Below are 16,363 nucleotides of genomic sequence, written 5' to 3' on the forward strand. Positions count from 1 at the left end.
CGCCCCGACTATCACAATCGATTTACCGGGGAGTAAAGCGTCTCGCAGACGAGTCGCGTCGTCAACGTGGCGCAGAGTAAAGCAGCGATCGCCCAGTTTATCCAGCAGCGGAAGAGGACGGGCCGCGGCACCGGTGGCAATCAGTAGCCGATCCCACGGATAACTCTGCCCGTCAGCCAGCACCAACTGATGCGTTTGGCGGCCGAGCGTCTGGATAGTCACGTTCAGATGCAGATGAACATTTTTTTCCTGCCACCAGGCCGTGTTTAGCACCGGCTGTAGCTGCGGGGCGTCGTCCAGCAGCATGGCTTTGGACAATGGCGGGCGTTCGTACGGCTGATGCGGCTCATTGGAGAACAGATGTATCTCGCCGTCAAACCCTTGCTGGCGCAGTGCTACCGCCGCCATCGCTGCGGCCTGTCCACCGCCGACGATAGCAATAATTTTGTTGTGCATAACGCCTCCTCAGAGATCCAGACCAGCGGCGACGTGGCGAATACCGCGAATACCCAGCCCGGCATCGGCATTGATCATCACGCCGCTTAAGGTGCGGTTGTTGCGACGCGACGCCAGCATCACGTATGGCCCGGTAAAGTCGGCTGGGTCGGGGAAGAACTGGAGCGGCAGAATGGCGGCGATTTTCTCCGGCGTCAGTGACTGCATAATTGAGGTATCGCTTTGCCCCAGCGCCTGTGGGCCGCGCAGATCGGTGGCCATACCGCACGGACCGACGCCGTTCACCCGCACTTTAGGCGCCAGCTCGTAGGCCAACTGGCGAATCAGCCCGGTAGCCGCGTGCTTACTGGCGGTGTACAGCGGCCCGCCGCCGCCGGGATACCAGGCAGCGTTTGACAGGGTAAATATGATGCTGCCTTCGCTGGCGATCAGCGCCGGGGCACAGGCTTTCGCCCCCAGCAGATAACCCAGCACATTGACGTTAAATAACTCGTGAAAGCCGCTCTCCAGCGCTTCAGCAGAGGTGTTCACCAGCGTTGCGTTGTGATCCCAGATGCCCGCATTGCCAATAAAACAGTCCAGCTTGCCAAACACGGTGAGGATCTGATCGACCGCACGCTGATAGTCGGCGTAGCAGGTGACGTTGCCCTCTACCGCCAATACATGTTCGCCAAAACGCTGGCGCAGGCTGGCGACTTTGGCTGGCGACAGTTCGAGCGTAGCGACCTTCGCGCCTTCTTCAATAAAGCGCTCGACCAGCGCCAGGCCGAGGCCGGAACCGCCGCCGGTAATAAAAACCACGTTATCGCGTAAATCGCTCATCGGGCGTCCTCTGGAATATCAACAAATACATCGCTACCGTCCACATATACTGCGTAGGTGGTTAGCGGATCGGTGGCGGGCAGGCATAGCGCTTTGCCGGTTTTCAGACAAAAACTGGCCGCATGCAGCGGGCATTCCACGGTGGCATCGTCTTCCAGATAACCTTCCGACATCGAGGCGTTGCCGTGGCTACAGCGATCGTTAATGGCATAAAACTCGCCGCCAACATTGAACAGCGCGATGACGGGCGAGGTGTCGAGCCGGAGGGCTTCACCCTCCGGCAAATCCCCTACGGGGCAGGCATAAATACGACTCATCAGAACAGTACACTCAGGTTATGGGAGGTAATAACCGCCTGATCCAGCACGATCTCGCGCGCCAGTAAGCGCCACTCGTTGCCCGGCAAACGACGGACTTTATCCACGCGCATGCCGACGTAAAACGTCTCGTCCCGCTCTTTTTGCGCGCGATACAGCAGATAGTTGAGGCGCACGGCGAAGACGTCGGGCACGTCGGTTTCACTGACCTGCAGGTTGCTAATAAGGTGGCGGGTGCGGGAAGGCGGCTCTTCTGCCCAGGCCATGCCGGTTTCCAGCCGTGCGATGCGGCGTTCGAGCTGGTCTTTGTTGTCGTTGAAAATCCACGTCGTCGGCGGTTGTACGCCTTTGCGACGGTCGCGGGTCTGAGCATTGACCGTGGTACGCATGGTGTAGCGAATGTCATCATCCAACTGCGCCAGCCAGTCGCGAAACTGCCAGTCGTCCAGCAGACGCGCTTCTTCATACAGAAACTGGCTGATGCGATGATGCAGTTCGAGAGAAACTAAAGTGCTCATTTCATCACCTCCTGCTGGTACGCGGCGGTTTTCTCGTGCACGTCCTGCCAGCTTTCGCTGCTGAGCAAATCGGCCCAGCGTTGGTACATACCACGCGCGGCGGTTTCCGAAAAGATGTAGTTGGTGATCCCCGGAATGCCGTCTTCACGGCGTTTTTCCTGGCCTAAGCCCATTTCGAGGCACAGGCTGGTGTTGCGCGCGCGGTGGCCTTTGAGAAGTTTTTGAATTTCACACCAGTTTTCCGAGTCGTCCTGCTCCAGGAACCCGGCGGGGCCAAAAGCCCGCGTGGCGCTGTTTTCAAACGCGGCTTTCACTTCATCAGAGGCGGCTTTATCGGTAATACAGAACGCCCACACTTCAACCCGATCCGGCCCGCGCGGGTGCCAGACGCGCAGCGTGGCGGTACCGTTGAGCCAGGAAAGCGTTGGGAAAATGTTGTTGTGACCGGCCAGTCGCAGGGCGCGAACTTTACCCAGACGCTGCTCGGCCTCTTCGTAGGTGTCGCGATAGTAGCTGGAAACTTCACCGTCGACCCACACGTTGGCATCGGGATTCTCAGTAAAGAAGAAGCCGCTGCCGTGCCCGTCCTGACCGAACTGTAGCGCGTCTTTGGCGGTTTCCCACACCGGGCGGGCGGTCTGACCGTCGCCGAGGCGCTTATCGCTGCCGTCGTCTTTCGCCCCCAGTACCTGCACGGCGGAGGCATGGCTGAACAGCGCGTGATACTGGTCGCTGGCAAACTGTTCGGCGGGGAATTTCCAGTTGCAGTCGATGGTCCATTTCTGGACGCCGCCGACGATTTCGGTGCCACCTTCACGGCGGTCGAGTACGCCGTCGAGATACCAGGCGATGTCGCCGAGGTAGTCGCGCAGGTTTGGTGCGCTGGTATCCCAGTTGCCGAAAATCAGCCCTTTATAGCTCTCGACGCCAGGCACTTCGTTCAGTCCCCAATGCGATTTGCATAAACCTTGCGGATAAGCGCGCGGCTCCAGTGGGACGTCGATCAGCTCGCCGTTAATACCGTAAGACCAGCCGTGATACGGGCAGGTGAAGGCGCGGGTATTGCCGCAGTCAGCGTAGCTGACGCGCATCGCGCGGTGGCGGCACTGGTTGAGAAACGCTTTAATGCTGCCGTCTTTCTGGCGAACCACCACCACCGCATCCTCGCCCATGTAGGTGTTAAAAAAATCACCGGGTTTGGGGATTTGGCTTTCGTGGGCGAGAAATAGCCAGCAGCGTCCGAAGATGCGTTCCAGCTCCAGTTGGTAAATTTCAGGGTCGGTATAAATTCGTGGGGTTACGCGACCGTTTTGCGTGTCGATCAGTTGGTAGATGTCTAAATTTGAGGGTGTGGTCATATTTTTTAATCCTGAAAGCTAAGATGTATTGACCTTCTTTTTATGTGCCCTAAGGATGTTGCTGGTTAGTTATCAATCTGTGAAATAGTAAATTTCTACCAGTTGAGACATTTTTTCGATAACAAGGAGCAGGGCATGGAACTGAGGCACTTACGCTATTTTGTCGCGGTGGCGCAGGCGCTGAGTTTCACCCGAGCGGCAGAAAAGTTGCATACCTCCCAGCCGTCGTTAAGCAGTCAGATCCGCGATCTGGAAACCTGCGTGGGCGTTCCGTTACTGGTGCGCGATAAGCGAAAAGTTGCGCTGACGGCGGCAGGAGAGTGCTTTTTACAGGATGCGCTGGCTATCCTCGAACAGGCAGAGAACGCGAAAATTCGCGCCCGTAAAACGGTGCAGGAAGATAATCATTTTACGATTGGTTTTGTTCCTTCAGCAGAGGTGAATCTGCTGCCTAAGGTGCTGCCTTTGTTTCGTTTAAAACAACCGGATACACACATTGAACTGGTGAGTCTGATAACCACCGAGCAGGAAGAGAAGATCCTGAGTGGGGAGCTGGATGTTGGTTTAATGCGCCATCCGGTTTACAGCCCGGAACTGGAGTATCTGGAGCTCATTCATGAGCCGCTGGTGGTAGTGCTACCGGTTAACCATCCGTTAGCCAGTGAACAGGCGATATCGGCACAGCAACTGAACGGTGTCAATTTTGTCAGCACCGATCCCGCTTATTCCGGCGTATTAGCGAAGATTGTCAAAAACTGGTTTCAGCAGCAGAAAAGCCAGCCCAATATTGTGCAGGTGGCGACCAATATTCTGGTGACGATGAACCTGGTCGGTATGGGGCTGGGGGTCACTTTGATACCCGGTTATATGAATAATTTTAATACCGGGCAGGTGGTTTTCCGGCCAATTATCGGCGATATCCCAACCATTTCGCTGCTGATGGCGTGGAAAAAAGGTGACCTGAAACCCGCCCTGCGCGATTTTATCGAGCTGGCGCAGCGGCCAGCCGAGTGCGCTACTTTACAATAACGGTAATGGTTGCTGTGCCGCTATATTTTCCCGGTGACAGCGTGCCGCCCACCATGTTTATCGGCCACGCTTCCAGGCTGATGGCACCCTGACCTGAAGAATCGAGGCTGAGCAACCCATTAGTAAAGGGGATCATCTGGGAGCCATCACGTGACATTTGTATACCGACATCCGGGACGTTGTCCGTTTCACGGCGACGGGCGACCAACGTGTACTGGTTAACGACATCGTTGCTATCAATCTGCATTTCCATATCATTACCCATTTCTGATGTGTCGCCGCAATCGTAACGAATTTCAAATTTAACCGGCGTGTAGCCGTCTGGCATCCTGTCCTTTGTCGTAAAACGGCTGACGTTGATAAAGCCGAGATCGACTCGAATGATGTCTCCCTGGTTGATTTTACAATTTTGCGGCACGGTAATGCTCCCTTGAATGCGCAGTTCGGCAATATCTTGTAGCGTACTCAAGGATGGTGGGGTGGTGTTGGTGCTCCATCCGGCACGTACTGAAGCGACGAGTGTGTCCGGGATCACGAGCTCGCCCAGGAAGGGTTTGGTGACGTAAAACGTCAAACGGGTATTGGCACCAATTGTCACAGGCGCGGCTCGGGTATCCGCCGGATCGGCCGCGCAGACGCTGCCGTTGCTACCACCGCTTTGGTAGGCACCACTCTCTCTGATGGCTTGCGTATTCAGTGGGGTGACACCGGTAACGCCAGGAATATCGTCGACTTCAGTTTGAATATCCAGATTGTTGTTCAGGCGGTAATAACCACCTACTTTGCCAGTTTGTGAGAGGCCGCTGGTTACCGTATAAAACAGGCCCACCTTGGTATTTGCCTCGCAGGTACACTCTATCTGGTAGGCGTTGCCCGTGAGCGGTGTCGGCAGTTCCAGGGTGCGGCCAGTGACATTCTGATCTTGCGTCCAGTCGCTGGACACATTGGCGCTAAAACTGCCTTTCGCCGAGCAGGCGCCAGTGATCGCATAGCCTGCGGGGGAAAAAAGCGCGAGCAGCACGACGCTTGCAGCGGTAGAAATTCCATTTCTCATCCACATCTTCCTTATCGACATTGTGCGTTGCCATTTTGTATTGAAGTGCCGCGGCTGACACTTTCCGGCAGGCTAAAGGTGAACTGACACTGCTGATCGGGTTGGTTGCCCCAACGCACAGACCAGATTTGCGGCTGATTGTTCACACCGCTGATATACAACACACCGCCGTCATCAACAATACTTTGCTGGGTCTGGCTGCTGGCGATGGCGCCAAAAGGGAGTGCGTTACCCTGACCATCGGTGAGTTTTAGCAGTACGCGGTAACCCGTACGAGCAAGGAACTGGGCGGCGACGGCGGCGCCTCGATTAGGCACAACGGTGCGCACTGTTTCGGTTACGTCAACGTTATCCGGCATCTGCGTAGTATCGATCGATATCGAATTTTCCTGGTAAGCGGTCAGGAAGGGAATCACGGCATAGCCGAAATGGTCGGTGGCAATGCCGGGGTAGTTTTTCACCCGGATACCGGCAGCGCCGTTGGCATCTACCAGCGCAAAGGCATTGCCCAAAGGCTGTGAAAGGGTCACGCCGTGGCGGTGGACAACAATACCTCCGGAAAGACCATAGCTCAATTGCCGGCTATCGGCGCTGTAATCATAGCCAGCGTTGGCGGTGCCAAAAGCAGAACGATAGCTGCCGTAAAGGCTGCTGCTTTTGTTGCCGCCTCCTTCGCTTTGTCGTTGTTTCAGGTTATAGCTCAGGCGGCCATCGTCCAGCAGAGAGCCGTTAATGCCCACTTCGTGCTCAGTAGGACGATCGCGCTGATCGGTGGTCCTCCACGTGGCCTGTGTATGGGATAGCCAGCGATCTAGCGGTATGCTCAGGCTGAGCGATAGCGTGCGATCGTTTTCGTGGTCCTGAGAGTCGGTGAACTGGCCGCTCAGGTTATAGCTGACTCCCCATAGGTTACCGTTCAGGCCAATAGACAGGTTTTTATCCTGCTGCCCGCGGTCCCAGTATTCTTGCTGTGAGCCTGAAGCATAAAAGCTGATGCCTGTTAGCAGTGACTGGTTGAACGTAAATTGAGCCTCGCTGCGCAGGCGATCGTCGGCACGGATATCCTTCTGATTGGCGTCGGAAAAGTTGAAATAGCCACTGCTGGTATAGCGATAATAGCTTAGCGACACGCTGGTGCCGCTTTCGGGGATATCTTTAATGTACTGTGTACGCCAGCTATAACCATGATAACGGCCATCCGTATTCAACTGGGTATCTGCACGGCTCACATCTGTCGACACCGCCCCGAGTACGCCAAGCGTTGAGCCAAGACCCAGCGCTAAAGCCTGGTAATCCTGCGAGGCATTCAGACCACCATACAGCGTAATGGCGTTGCTCAGGCCATAGCTGGCGGTACTTTCAAGAAACTCGGGTTCATTGCTGTCCTGCGACGTTGGGGCGCGAAAACGCCCAGCAGTGACGCTGTATTTAAGGTATCCGGGTCTTTGCATTTGCGGCAGCGCAGAGAAGGGTTGGACGAAGTGCCTTACCGTACCGTCAGCTTCCTCAATCGTGACATCGAGATCGCCACTAAAGGAGGAAGGGTAGAGGTCGTTGATTTCAAAGGCCCCAGCCGGCACGTTGCTTTGATAAAGGGTGTAGCCGTTTTGCTGTATTGTGACGATAGCGCTTGAGTGTGCGATGCCACGAATTGTTGGCGCAAAGCCACGCTGGCTGTTTGGTAACATGGTTTCGTCGGAAAAGAGACGTGCTCCCGTGAACTGATAACTTGAGAACACGGTGCCTTCAGTTGCGCTTTCTCCTACTATCAGCTGTGATTTCAGGCTTTTAATATCTCGTTGTAGCCAGCTATTAATGCTATCCCAATGCGCATCACTGTCGTTGTGTGTCCAGGTCGAGTAGTTACGTAGCCTCCAGGGACCAAGGTTGACACCGTTTTGCATATTCAGATACTGGTGCTGATTGCTATCACCGTCATACTGATTTTGCGAACCGCTAAACGTGTAGTGGGTGAACAGAACCGGTATGCCATCGTCCCAGCGAGAAGGTGCAACGTAGCCGCGAGCATCGCGGTACAGCGCTATCTGGGGCACGCTTAGGTTCAGTCTGCCGTGGTTGATATCAAACTCCGAGACGGTGCCAGGAATGGCCTGCGCCAGGTTGCCGATCGTCGTAAGGTCATCCAGCTTTTCGAGCTGTGGATAATTTTCAATTTTCACGCCCAACTCGCGCAGTTGTTCAAGGGTTAGCTGGGGAATTAACTGGTGATTTTTATCTGCAATAAATGGGATTTTTCGCTGTACGATTTTCTTTTTATTAACATAAATATCAACGATATATTCTCCTGGGAGCTGTGAATTCTCCTGAGAGAAAACGGAAAGATCGACCGACGACTGACCACTTTTTTCTGTTTCCAGAAGCGTTGGGTCAAAGTAGAAGACATCGGCTCTGGCATGGACAGATGCCAGACATCCGCTGATGATTGCGCAATGCAGCCACAAGGCGAGTGGTTTAATATCTGAAAAATGTGGCGTTGATTGCACCATATCGCTTTTCATTCCCTGAGAGCTAACGTCGTAAGTTGGCTGTAAGACGCGATTTATTGCAGCGTCCTGGTTTCCGTCTGGCTAGTTCCGCCGTAGTCGTTTATTGCAGCCCACTGCACCGTCTTTCCTGCCAGACCCGGTACTGCCAACTGTTTATGCTCGCCAGGTGCGATCCGCTCTATGTTGTTGGTCAGATCGGTTTTATCCAGCATCAATCCCGCGAAGACCACGTAATAAGCAGATGGGTTATAGATGTCTAACTTATTATTGCTATATTTATATTCGAGTAATTTATAGGCGTCATAGGGCTTCCCTACCAGGCTGCTCGGACGGTAGAAGAGCTTAATTCGGGTTTTAAATACCAGCGTCAGCATATTATTTTCGACGCTATCGGATTGTTGTGTTGCCGGAATGGCGCGTACGTTAATAAAAAACAGGGATTCTTTATCTTTAGCTATATCATCAGACGTCTTTATTATTCTCAATGATGAATTATTGCCTGCATTCAGGCGAAATAGCGGTGGCGTCATAATAAAGGGACCACGGGCTGTCCCTTGTTCATTGTCGACCCAGGATTGCAGTAAATAGGGCAGACTTTCACTGCGATTAGTCACGGGTAGCGCGGCTTCTTTCTTCCCTGCGTCATAAATGACGCGGGTTCTTTCCAGTACAATTCCGCCAGCGAAATTTTGGCAGGACCAGCCGCTCAGCAGTAATGTCAGCGCTAATGCTGTGATTTTTTTCATCTCGGTTATCCTTAACCTGGCGTCAGAAACCCCTTCTTTCCCCGTCTATGGAAAGAAGGGAAAGAGATGGTCGATGGCAATCAGCGATAGTCGATGGTGACATCAACAGTGGCGTTTGCTTCCCCTGGGGTGATGGCAGAAGAATCGACGGTGGAAACGTAGTAGGCCTGCAGTCCTACCGTCGTTGTGCCGTCGGCTTCAGGTGTAAAGCTGATTTTCGGATCGGTAAGCTTATTCAGCGACATTTGTTTCCCGTCGATGGCTCTGTCGATTCGAATACCTACACCCGTTGCAGGAACATCGAGACTGTTGACGGCAATCAGGTTTTCGTTGCCCGCAACGGTACCGCCGCTACGCGTTTCTAACCACATCTGGAATGAGTTGTCCGTATTGCCATCAAGGTGTTTCCACGGCGTTGTTGGGCAGTTTTTCAGTGGAATATCGACCGGAATAGCCGGAGAACGATCGCCAACGCTTTTAAATTGTTTGGCGGCGTAGTGGCCTAATTCGACGTTGATCGTATCACCGTTGGCAAATTCACAGGTGCTGGTTAAAATCTCGCCTGTAAATTCAATGGTGCCGTCCGTCGCCCATGCGCTTCCCGCAGAAAGCGCAAGTAAACCGACGGCGATTGATTTCACTACTTTTTTCATTAAAGTACCTCTTTCTTCCATGCGTTATATTAATGAATGATGACAATTAAAATTGTTTAACTATTTTAATAACTTTAGTTACCTTGAATGATATTGAATGTATTCCAGTTCTGGTATTGCTTAAGGTGATTTTCAGAATTTGTTTATGGATAATTAATATATTATTACTTGTTCTGCTAATTTATTATTGATTGTGCAGATGTGTTTTGTTTGTGAATTATTTTTGCTTTTCTATATATATACTATCTATTTCAGAAACGTATTAGCTGGTATAGGTGCAATTCTTCGAGTGCCCTCGACAACGGGAGGAATCAAGGTTTGCACTCCACGGCTGGTTGGTGGGCGATGCTGCAAAGCGTGGTCTGGCAGCGCGACGTGAACCCGCAGATGATCGCTTACAGAGACGGGTGGCGATTTAGTGGGGGGGCGTTTCTGACACGATTGCAGCTTCTGCCTGGGGAAGGGCGGTTACCGGGGCAGACCGATAACGATATCTGGTATCTGCTGGCGCAGTTCACCGCCAGCGGCTTTTGGCCGGAGGGAGAACAGCATCTGCCGCTGGAATGGCAACGTGTCATTCCACCAGCGGCGGATTTCATGCGCGCGCAATACGGTGAGGATAGCTGGCTGAACGTCGGCTATTCCGGCTGGAGCGGACGGGCTGTTATTCAGCGAGATGTGATGAGAGTCACGATTTTAGCGCAAACTTCATGGTTGATGCTGTTCAGAATGTCGGGTGAGCCGTTTCTGTGTCTGGATCCGCAGACGCATCCGGTGAATGCCCACCACATGCAGGGGCAGCCGGGGTTACAGGTTTTAGCGCAGGGTGAACGCTGCCATTTTGCGATGCAAATTTGCGTCGAATAGGGCAAAAATCATGTTATCTGCGTGTTAATGCTCACTTGCGCCAGCCTGCGTTTGTCGCCAGACTATCGCCACCAAACGGGAGGGATTCATGGCTTTGCATTCCACGCGCTGGCTGGCGCTCGGTTATTTCACCTACTTCTTTAGCTACGGTATTTTTCTGCCTTTCTGGAGCGTTTGGCTCGAAGGGCTGGGGCTGACGCCGGAAACCATCGGTTTACTGCTGGGCGCGGGGCTGATTGCCCGTTTTCTCGGTAGCTTGCTGATCGCACCGCGTGTGAGCGATCCCTCTCGGCTGATCTCAGCGTTACGTATTCTGGCCTTGTTGACGTTGGTGTTTGCACTGGCCTTCTGGGCGGGGACCAACGTGGCGTGGCTGATGGTGGTGATGGTCGGCTTTAACCTGTTTTTCTCGCCGCTGGTGCCGCTGACCGACGCACTGGCCAACACCTGGCAAAAACAGATAACCATGGATTACGGTCGGGTGCGACTGTGGGGATCCGTGGCCTTTGTGATCGGCTCTGCGTTGACCGGCAAACTGGTGAGCCTGTTCGACTATCGGATTATCCTGGTCCTGCTGTCGCTTGGCGTTGCATCAATGCTGCTGGGGATGATGATCCGCCCAAGCGTACAGCCAGCGGGGGAGAACCGTCAGCAGGAGAGCGCGGGATGGCCCGCCTGGCGCGCGCTAATAACCCAAAGCTGGCGTTTTCTGGCCTGCGTGAGTCTGCTGCAGGGCGCACATGCCGCTTATTACGGTTTCAGCGCCATTTACTGGCAGTCTGCCGGTTATTCCGCTTCGGCGGTGGGCTATTTATGGTCATTAGGCGTGGTGGCGGAAGTGATTATTTTTGCGCTCAGCCACAAGCTGTTCCGCCGCTTTAGCGCTCGCGATCTTCTGCTGCTTTCCGCCGTTTGCGGCGTCGCGCGTTGGGGGCTGATGGGCTGGAGCACAGAGCTGCCATGGCTGATTGCGGTGCAAATCCTGCATTGCGGCACGTTTACCGTCTGCCACCTGGCGGCAATGCGTTACATTGCTGCGCGACAGGGCAGCGAAGTGATTCGTCTCCAGGCGGTGTACTCGGCGGTGGCGATGGGCGGTAGCATCGCCATCATGACCGTATTCGCAGGATACCTGTACCAGAATCTGGGCAGCGGCGTATTCTGGGTGATGGCGCTGGTGGCGCTCCCGGCAATCGTTCTGCGCCCGAAAGTGGTGGCGCAGCCTGCGACGTTATGATTCGAGGATTTTGCGGATCTGCTGCTGCTGGTGAGACGTAAGCGCCAGATCCGCATGAATCAGCGGGGGAGAAAACAGCGGTAGCGGCGTGGTGTATGGCGTAATAATCAGCGTTACGCCACGCGGGGCTCCCTCTTTTTGAAAATCCTGCATCGGCATATGCTTTACGTTGAGCGGCAGCAGCGTCAGTTCGCGCAACTGTTGCTCTATATGCGCTTCAAGTTGTTCGTTACTACCGGTCAGCAGGATAATCTGCTTCTCATGCAAATCCTTTTCCTGCATCAGCCAGGCACCGAAAATCACCGCAACCAGCCCGATCTCTTCTTCTGAAAACTGGACATCGTATTCCGCTTCGAAGCCGTGTATCGCCTCGCGGGTGGTACGTACCAACCTGGGGTAAAGTCGGCTGAACTCCTCCGGTAGCGTGTTATCAATGCCAATGGCAAACAAGCTACGGTTAAGCGCCTGGGCAAGGTGAATATAAAGCTGGTCGTGCAGCCCTTGCTCGTCGCTGAAGCGCACGTTGCCATACTCGCGAAAACGCAGCACCAGCCGCGCAATAGCAAGGCGCAGGCGGCGATCCTGCTGGTGATTATCGCGGATAGGGTCGGGGATGCGAATCATTGAGAATAACAACGTCATAAACAGCGATTCGCCCAGCGGCGCACGTTGCATGACGTGGCGCTGCCAGTGGCGGCCAATTTCCTCGGCGAGCGGATACTCAGCGCAGGATTGCGCCCACCGTTGCTGGAGTGGATTAAACTCCGGGGTGATCCCCGCGTGGTGCTGTAGCAGGCAATATTGTAAATACAGGCGCAGGAACTGGATGTCACGACACTCAAACGGCTTCTGTAAGCGCCGAGAGCACAGATTGATGAGCGCATGCAGATTGGTGTCGTCATACAGCGTACGTGCAATACCTTGTTGTTTCAGCTCCATTTTTAATGCGGGCGTGAAATGCTGGGCGATAAAAGTCGGGCAAATTCGCAAACCACGGCGTAGCCACTGCAACAGACACAGGCGCTGATTGAGCGGAGTCCCTTCGATCGCATAGCCACCATTCTGCGCGGTGGTAATCGCGAGTCGGTGATAACGCTGTATTTCGAGTCCTGCGCCAATAATATCTTCCTGAACCGTGGCATCATCGACACCGTTGAGGCTGCTGAAGGTTTGTGTAGTAGCGATTTGCCCCGGCAGGAAAAGCGTCAGCAGTACCTGGCAACGGCGCTGGGGAGCGGAAAGTACAGATGGCGGAGCAAGCGTTGACATCATCTGTAGGGTCTCCCGTAAGTATGTTTGATAAGAATAGCTAAAGTTTGATCATAGATTTGAAGAATGGAATGCTTTCCACCAGGAATGCTGGAGGGCGTCACAGAATTTTTCACGTGCGGATCAGATAGCGGGAGTGGAACGCAGCGCGTTAATCCGCTTTTTCACTGTTTTATCTTTTGTTGAGATATAAAAAATGCCAGAGGGGGGAATGCTGGCGGAGGGAGGTATGAACATGCTATCGCAGAGAAGTGAAAAACCTAAAGTGAACGTAGCAATACGACGGAGGCAACAGGTTCATTACCTCCGTAACAGTTGTCTGGCGTTACTTCTCGCGACTCAGCGTTAATCCCACATCGCCGCCCGGATGTACCGCCAGCAGCGTTTCCTTTGAGTAGCCGCTTTCGCTCATCAGACAGGCGCAGGCGGCGTCAAAGATAGCCAGCACCAGTAAAATTGAGGTAGTGGCTAACATGTTCAGCGGGTCGGCCTCTCGCTGAACGCCGGTGGAAATCACTAGCTTCGATGCTTTAGCGATGGCCGAATCCGCGTTTTCAGTCACGCTCAGGATGGGCACATTCCTCGCAGCCAGTCCGGGCAGCAGCCGGGTGAGCTCGTCCGAATTACCCCCGCGTGACAGCATAATCACCAGGTCGTCGGCGCGTAAAAAACCGAGATCGCCATGCGCTGCATCCGTCGCGTTGAGGTAAATCGCTGGACGTTCCACGCAGGCAAGCATATGTGCGACTTTACGCGCTGCAATGCCAGAGGTACCGACGCCGGTCACGACGACTTTGCCCTGACAACCGCGCAGCTCCGCCATTAGCGACTGCCAGACAGGTTCAGTCAGATGCTGCCCCAGACCCGCCAGGGCATCGCTATAGAGCTGGAATACGCCGCTGGCCTGAGACCATGAATCACTCATGCGTCCTCCTGCATCAACTGGCGGTATTTCATATGGTCCTGATACATCTCGTGGAACACCCGATATTTGCGATCGTAGTACTGCTTAATGCGATTGGTCTGCGGGGTGACCGTTTTACCTATCCGGCTCATCGCCGACATTGCTTCCGGGAAGGTATCGAACACGCCCGCGGCGATAGTTCCCATCATGGCGCCGCCCAGTAGCATGGCTTCGCTCTCTTCAGGCAGCAGCATCGCACAGCCGGTGGCGTTGGCATGCTCCTGAACGAAGATCGGGTTTTTCGTCCCGCCGCCGCTGGCCATAATGGTATCGATGGTGTAGCCGCTTTGATTCATCGTTTCAATGATATGACGGGTTCCCAGCGCAATGGCCTGGATGGTCGCGAGGTACTGTAGCGCCATATCTTCCGGCGTGCGCGACAGCTTCAGTCCGGTGATAGCGCCTGTGAGCGTTGGGTTGGCGCGCGGTGAACGGTTGCCGTGGAAATAGGGCAGGATGTGCATGTCGCGGGTCAGAAAGGCGATATCTTCCGGCTCGCCGGCCATTTTACGCAGCAGCGCATTCAGCACTTCATAAATGGTCTGCCCTTGAGATTTCGCCTGGGTCAACAAGGTTTCGTAACAAGGATGCGACTGAATAACGTGGTCGATTAACGCCCCGGTTGCCGACTGTCCACCTTCGTTAAGCCAGTATTCTGGCAGCACTGCTGAGTAGTAAGGACCCCAAACGCCGCCGATAAAACGCGGCTCTTTGGAAATCGCCATGTGTCCGGTAGAGGTGCCGCCAATCAGCGCGACGCGGCGGTCAAAATCCGCCACCTCGCCGGAGACACCGCTCGCGCCGAGCGTGCCGAGCGTACCGGCGTGGGCATCGATGATCGAGACGCTGACAGCGGTCCCCGGAATCAGCCCCATTTCGCTGGCGGCGAGTGCAGAAAGACCATGACCGAGCGGTTCGCCCATGGTTTTCACGTAGCGACCAATTTTGGCGGCATCATGTTCCAGCAAGTCTTCCAGCCCAATCTGGCGGAAATAGCTGGCATCCCACTTGTCTTCATGGCCCATATAAGTCCATTTACACACCGTCGAGCACAGTGAGCGCGTGTCATCGCCCGTTGCGCGCCAGGTCAGGAAATCGGGCAGGTCAAAGTAGTATCCCGCATTGGCCCAGGTGTTAGGCATATGTTGCTTCAGCCACAGCAGCTTTGGCGTTTGCATTTCCGGTGAGATAATGCCGCCAACGTAGTCCAGCACCCGGTGGTGCAGGGCGTTGATGCGTTCGGCCTGGGTAATGGCGCGGTGATCCATCCACACAATGATGTTCTGTTCGCTGCGCCCGGACGGACTGATGGTCAGCGGTTTACCTTCTTTATCCAGCACCACCAGTGAACAGGTGGCGTCAAAACCCAGACCTTTCACCTGGATAGGGTTGATATCCGACTGGTTAATCGCATCGCGAACCGCGTTACACACCGCCTGCCAGATGTTATCGGAAGACTGCTCAACAAAATCGGCCTGCGGACGGTAAATCTCGATGGCCCGACTGGCCTGGCCGACCATTCTGCCGTTGAGATCAAACACGCCAGCACGGGCGCTTCCGGTTCCGACATCCACACCAATAAAGTAACTTGCCATAATTTTTTCTCCTGAAATCAGGCTTTACGATTCTGTAATGCGATAAAGAGGATCAGCACCGCGCCCCACAGCGCCATCGTCAGATAGCTGCTGACCCCCAGCAAGTTAAGGCCGCTTTCCAGCATTTGCAGCACAATCAGCGCCAGTACCAGGCCGATAATGCGTCCGAAGCCGCCATCCGGATTGATGCCACCGAGTACGGAGGCAAGGATGGTGACCAGCAGGTAGGACTCACCGTATCCGGCTTTTGCCGAGTTGAATTTCGCCATCATCAGAATGGCGGCGACCCAGCCGAGCAGGGCTGAAATCACGTACACGGAAATTTGTACCCGTACGGTATTCACACCACTGTAGCGGGTAGCCTGCTCATTGGAGCCGACGAGATAAAGACTGCGCCCCAGCGTGGTGTGCTCCAGCAGTACCCACAGCAGGATTGCCACGAGGAAAAAAAGCAACAGCGCCACCGGAATACCCGCAATCGTGGCGTTGCCAAGGTACTGAATGGCGGTCGGGAAACCCGAAATCACCGTCCCGTTGGAGAGCAGAATATTCAGCCCGGAGATAAGTGTCATCGTGCCGAGGGTGGCGAGAATCGGTGAGACGCCGACCCAGGCAATCAGCGCGCCGTTGAGCGTACCGATAGCCACCGCCACGGCTGCGCCTGCCAGCAGCGCCAGCACCAGAAACAGCGGGTTATCCGGATGGGTAACGATAATCGCTGCCATTACCAGCGAGCAGGCGTTCGCCCCGGCAATAATTGACAGGTTAATGCCGCCGGTCAGCATGGTCATACCCATCCCGAGGGCCAGCATGCCGAGGATCGGTAACTGTGAGCCTATCGACTGGAAGTTAGCGACGCTAAAAAAACGGCTGCCGAGCAGGGCTGAGAAAACCAGGGCGACGACCACAATAATGACGCATTGCAGACGAATGATGGCATCACCGGGTAAAAATCTGGCGATTGTTTTCAT

Annotated in this window: 15 protein-coding genes and 1 pseudogene; 3 read left to right on the plus strand and 13 right to left on the minus strand. The window is 54.5% G+C overall.

Annotation, left to right across the window (positions count from 1 at the left end; all coding sequences use genetic code 11):
* The 5 genes from FDX03_RS22980 to hcaE form a co-directional block, all read right to left on the minus strand.
* On the minus strand, window positions 1-456 hold a 456-nt coding region (locus tag FDX03_RS22980; RefSeq protein WP_249356982.1), incomplete at its 3' end, for an FAD-dependent oxidoreductase.
* Between the two features lie 9 nt (window positions 457-465).
* Complete coding sequence (gene hcaB, locus FDX03_RS03605) at window positions 466-1,278, minus strand: 3-phenylpropionate-dihydrodiol/cinnamic acid-dihydrodiol dehydrogenase (RefSeq protein ID WP_115601651.1); 813 nt, start codon at window positions 1,276-1,278, stop codon at window positions 466-468.
* On the minus strand, window positions 1,275-1,595 hold the full coding sequence (hcaC, locus tag FDX03_RS03610; protein ID WP_061068352.1) for a 3-phenylpropionate/cinnamic acid dioxygenase ferredoxin subunit: 321 nt from the start codon (window positions 1,593-1,595) through the stop codon (window positions 1,275-1,277). Before hcaC ends, hcaB begins: the two co-directional genes overlap by 4 nt.
* Window positions 1,595-2,113: a 3-phenylpropionate/cinnamic acid dioxygenase subunit beta gene (gene hcaF, locus FDX03_RS03615; RefSeq protein ID WP_115643084.1), complete on the minus strand. Its 519-nt coding sequence runs from the start codon at window positions 2,111-2,113 to the stop codon at window positions 1,595-1,597. The genes hcaC and hcaF overlap by 1 nt, the downstream gene beginning before the upstream one ends.
* On the minus strand, window positions 2,110-3,471 hold the full coding sequence (gene hcaE, locus FDX03_RS03620; RefSeq protein ID WP_137345486.1) for a 3-phenylpropionate/cinnamic acid dioxygenase subunit alpha: 1,362 nt from the start codon (window positions 3,469-3,471) through the stop codon (window positions 2,110-2,112). The genes hcaF and hcaE overlap by 4 nt, the downstream gene beginning before the upstream one ends.
* Before the next feature lie 135 nt (window positions 3,472-3,606).
* Between hcaE and hcaR the strand changes: the two genes are divergently transcribed.
* Window positions 3,607-4,500, plus strand: a complete 894-nt coding sequence (hcaR, locus tag FDX03_RS03625; protein WP_137345487.1) for a DNA-binding transcriptional regulator HcaR — start codon at window positions 3,607-3,609, stop codon at window positions 4,498-4,500.
* Here the strand turns inward: hcaR and FDX03_RS03630 are convergent.
* From FDX03_RS03630 to FDX03_RS03645, 4 genes are all read right to left on the minus strand, one after another.
* Complete coding sequence (locus tag FDX03_RS03630) at window positions 4,487-5,554, minus strand: fimbrial protein (RefSeq protein ID WP_071887373.1); 1,068 nt, start codon at window positions 5,552-5,554, stop codon at window positions 4,487-4,489. The genes hcaR and FDX03_RS03630 overlap by 14 nt on opposite strands.
* 11 nt (window positions 5,555-5,565) lie before the next feature.
* The gene (locus FDX03_RS03635; RefSeq protein ID WP_137345680.1) at window positions 5,566-8,061 is read right to left on the minus strand and encodes a fimbria/pilus outer membrane usher protein; all 2,496 of its coding nucleotides are present in this window, start codon (window positions 8,059-8,061) and stop codon (window positions 5,566-5,568) included.
* A 53-nt stretch (window positions 8,062-8,114) separates the two neighbouring features.
* Window positions 8,115-8,807, minus strand: a complete 693-nt coding sequence (locus FDX03_RS03640; RefSeq protein ID WP_115643085.1) for a molecular chaperone — start codon at window positions 8,805-8,807, stop codon at window positions 8,115-8,117.
* An 80-nt stretch (window positions 8,808-8,887) separates the two neighbouring features.
* Window positions 8,888-9,460, minus strand: coding sequence for a fimbrial protein (locus FDX03_RS03645; protein ID WP_115601656.1), 573 nt, complete (start codon window positions 9,458-9,460; stop codon window positions 8,888-8,890).
* Window positions 9,461-9,970: 510 nt separating this feature from the next.
* On the opposite strand from FDX03_RS03645, the pseudogene FDX03_RS03650 reads away from it, so the two are divergent.
* Both FDX03_RS03650 and FDX03_RS03655 read left to right on the plus strand, forming a co-directional pair.
* Window positions 9,971-10,327 (plus strand): annotated as a pseudogene (locus FDX03_RS03650) (aldose 1-epimerase); the annotation flags it as partial.
* 88 nt (window positions 10,328-10,415) lie between these two features.
* Complete coding sequence (locus FDX03_RS03655; protein ID WP_137345488.1) at window positions 10,416-11,564, plus strand: 3-phenylpropionate MFS transporter; 1,149 nt, start codon at window positions 10,416-10,418, stop codon at window positions 11,562-11,564.
* Here FDX03_RS03655 and csiE read toward each other — a convergent pair.
* From csiE to FDX03_RS03675, 4 genes are all read right to left on the minus strand, one after another.
* Complete coding sequence (gene csiE, locus FDX03_RS03660) at window positions 11,559-12,836, minus strand: stationary phase inducible protein CsiE (protein ID WP_137345489.1); 1,278 nt, start codon at window positions 12,834-12,836, stop codon at window positions 11,559-11,561. The genes FDX03_RS03655 and csiE overlap by 6 nt on opposite strands.
* A gap of 322 nt (window positions 12,837-13,158) precedes the next feature.
* Complete coding sequence (locus tag FDX03_RS03665) at window positions 13,159-13,758, minus strand: SIS domain-containing protein (RefSeq protein WP_137345490.1); 600 nt, start codon at window positions 13,756-13,758, stop codon at window positions 13,159-13,161.
* Window positions 13,755-15,392, minus strand: coding sequence for an FGGY-family carbohydrate kinase (locus tag FDX03_RS03670; RefSeq protein ID WP_137345491.1), 1,638 nt, complete (start codon window positions 15,390-15,392; stop codon window positions 13,755-13,757). Before FDX03_RS03670 ends, FDX03_RS03665 begins: the two co-directional genes overlap by 4 nt.
* 17 nt (window positions 15,393-15,409) lie before the next feature.
* Window positions 15,410-16,363 (minus strand): ABC transporter permease, encoded by a 954-nt coding sequence (locus FDX03_RS03675; RefSeq protein WP_003037658.1) that lies wholly within the window; start codon window positions 16,361-16,363, stop codon window positions 15,410-15,412.

It is taken from the genome of Citrobacter sp. wls827 (assembly GCF_005280875.1).
Taxonomy (GTDB): domain Bacteria; phylum Pseudomonadota; class Gammaproteobacteria; order Enterobacterales; family Enterobacteriaceae; genus Citrobacter; species Citrobacter youngae.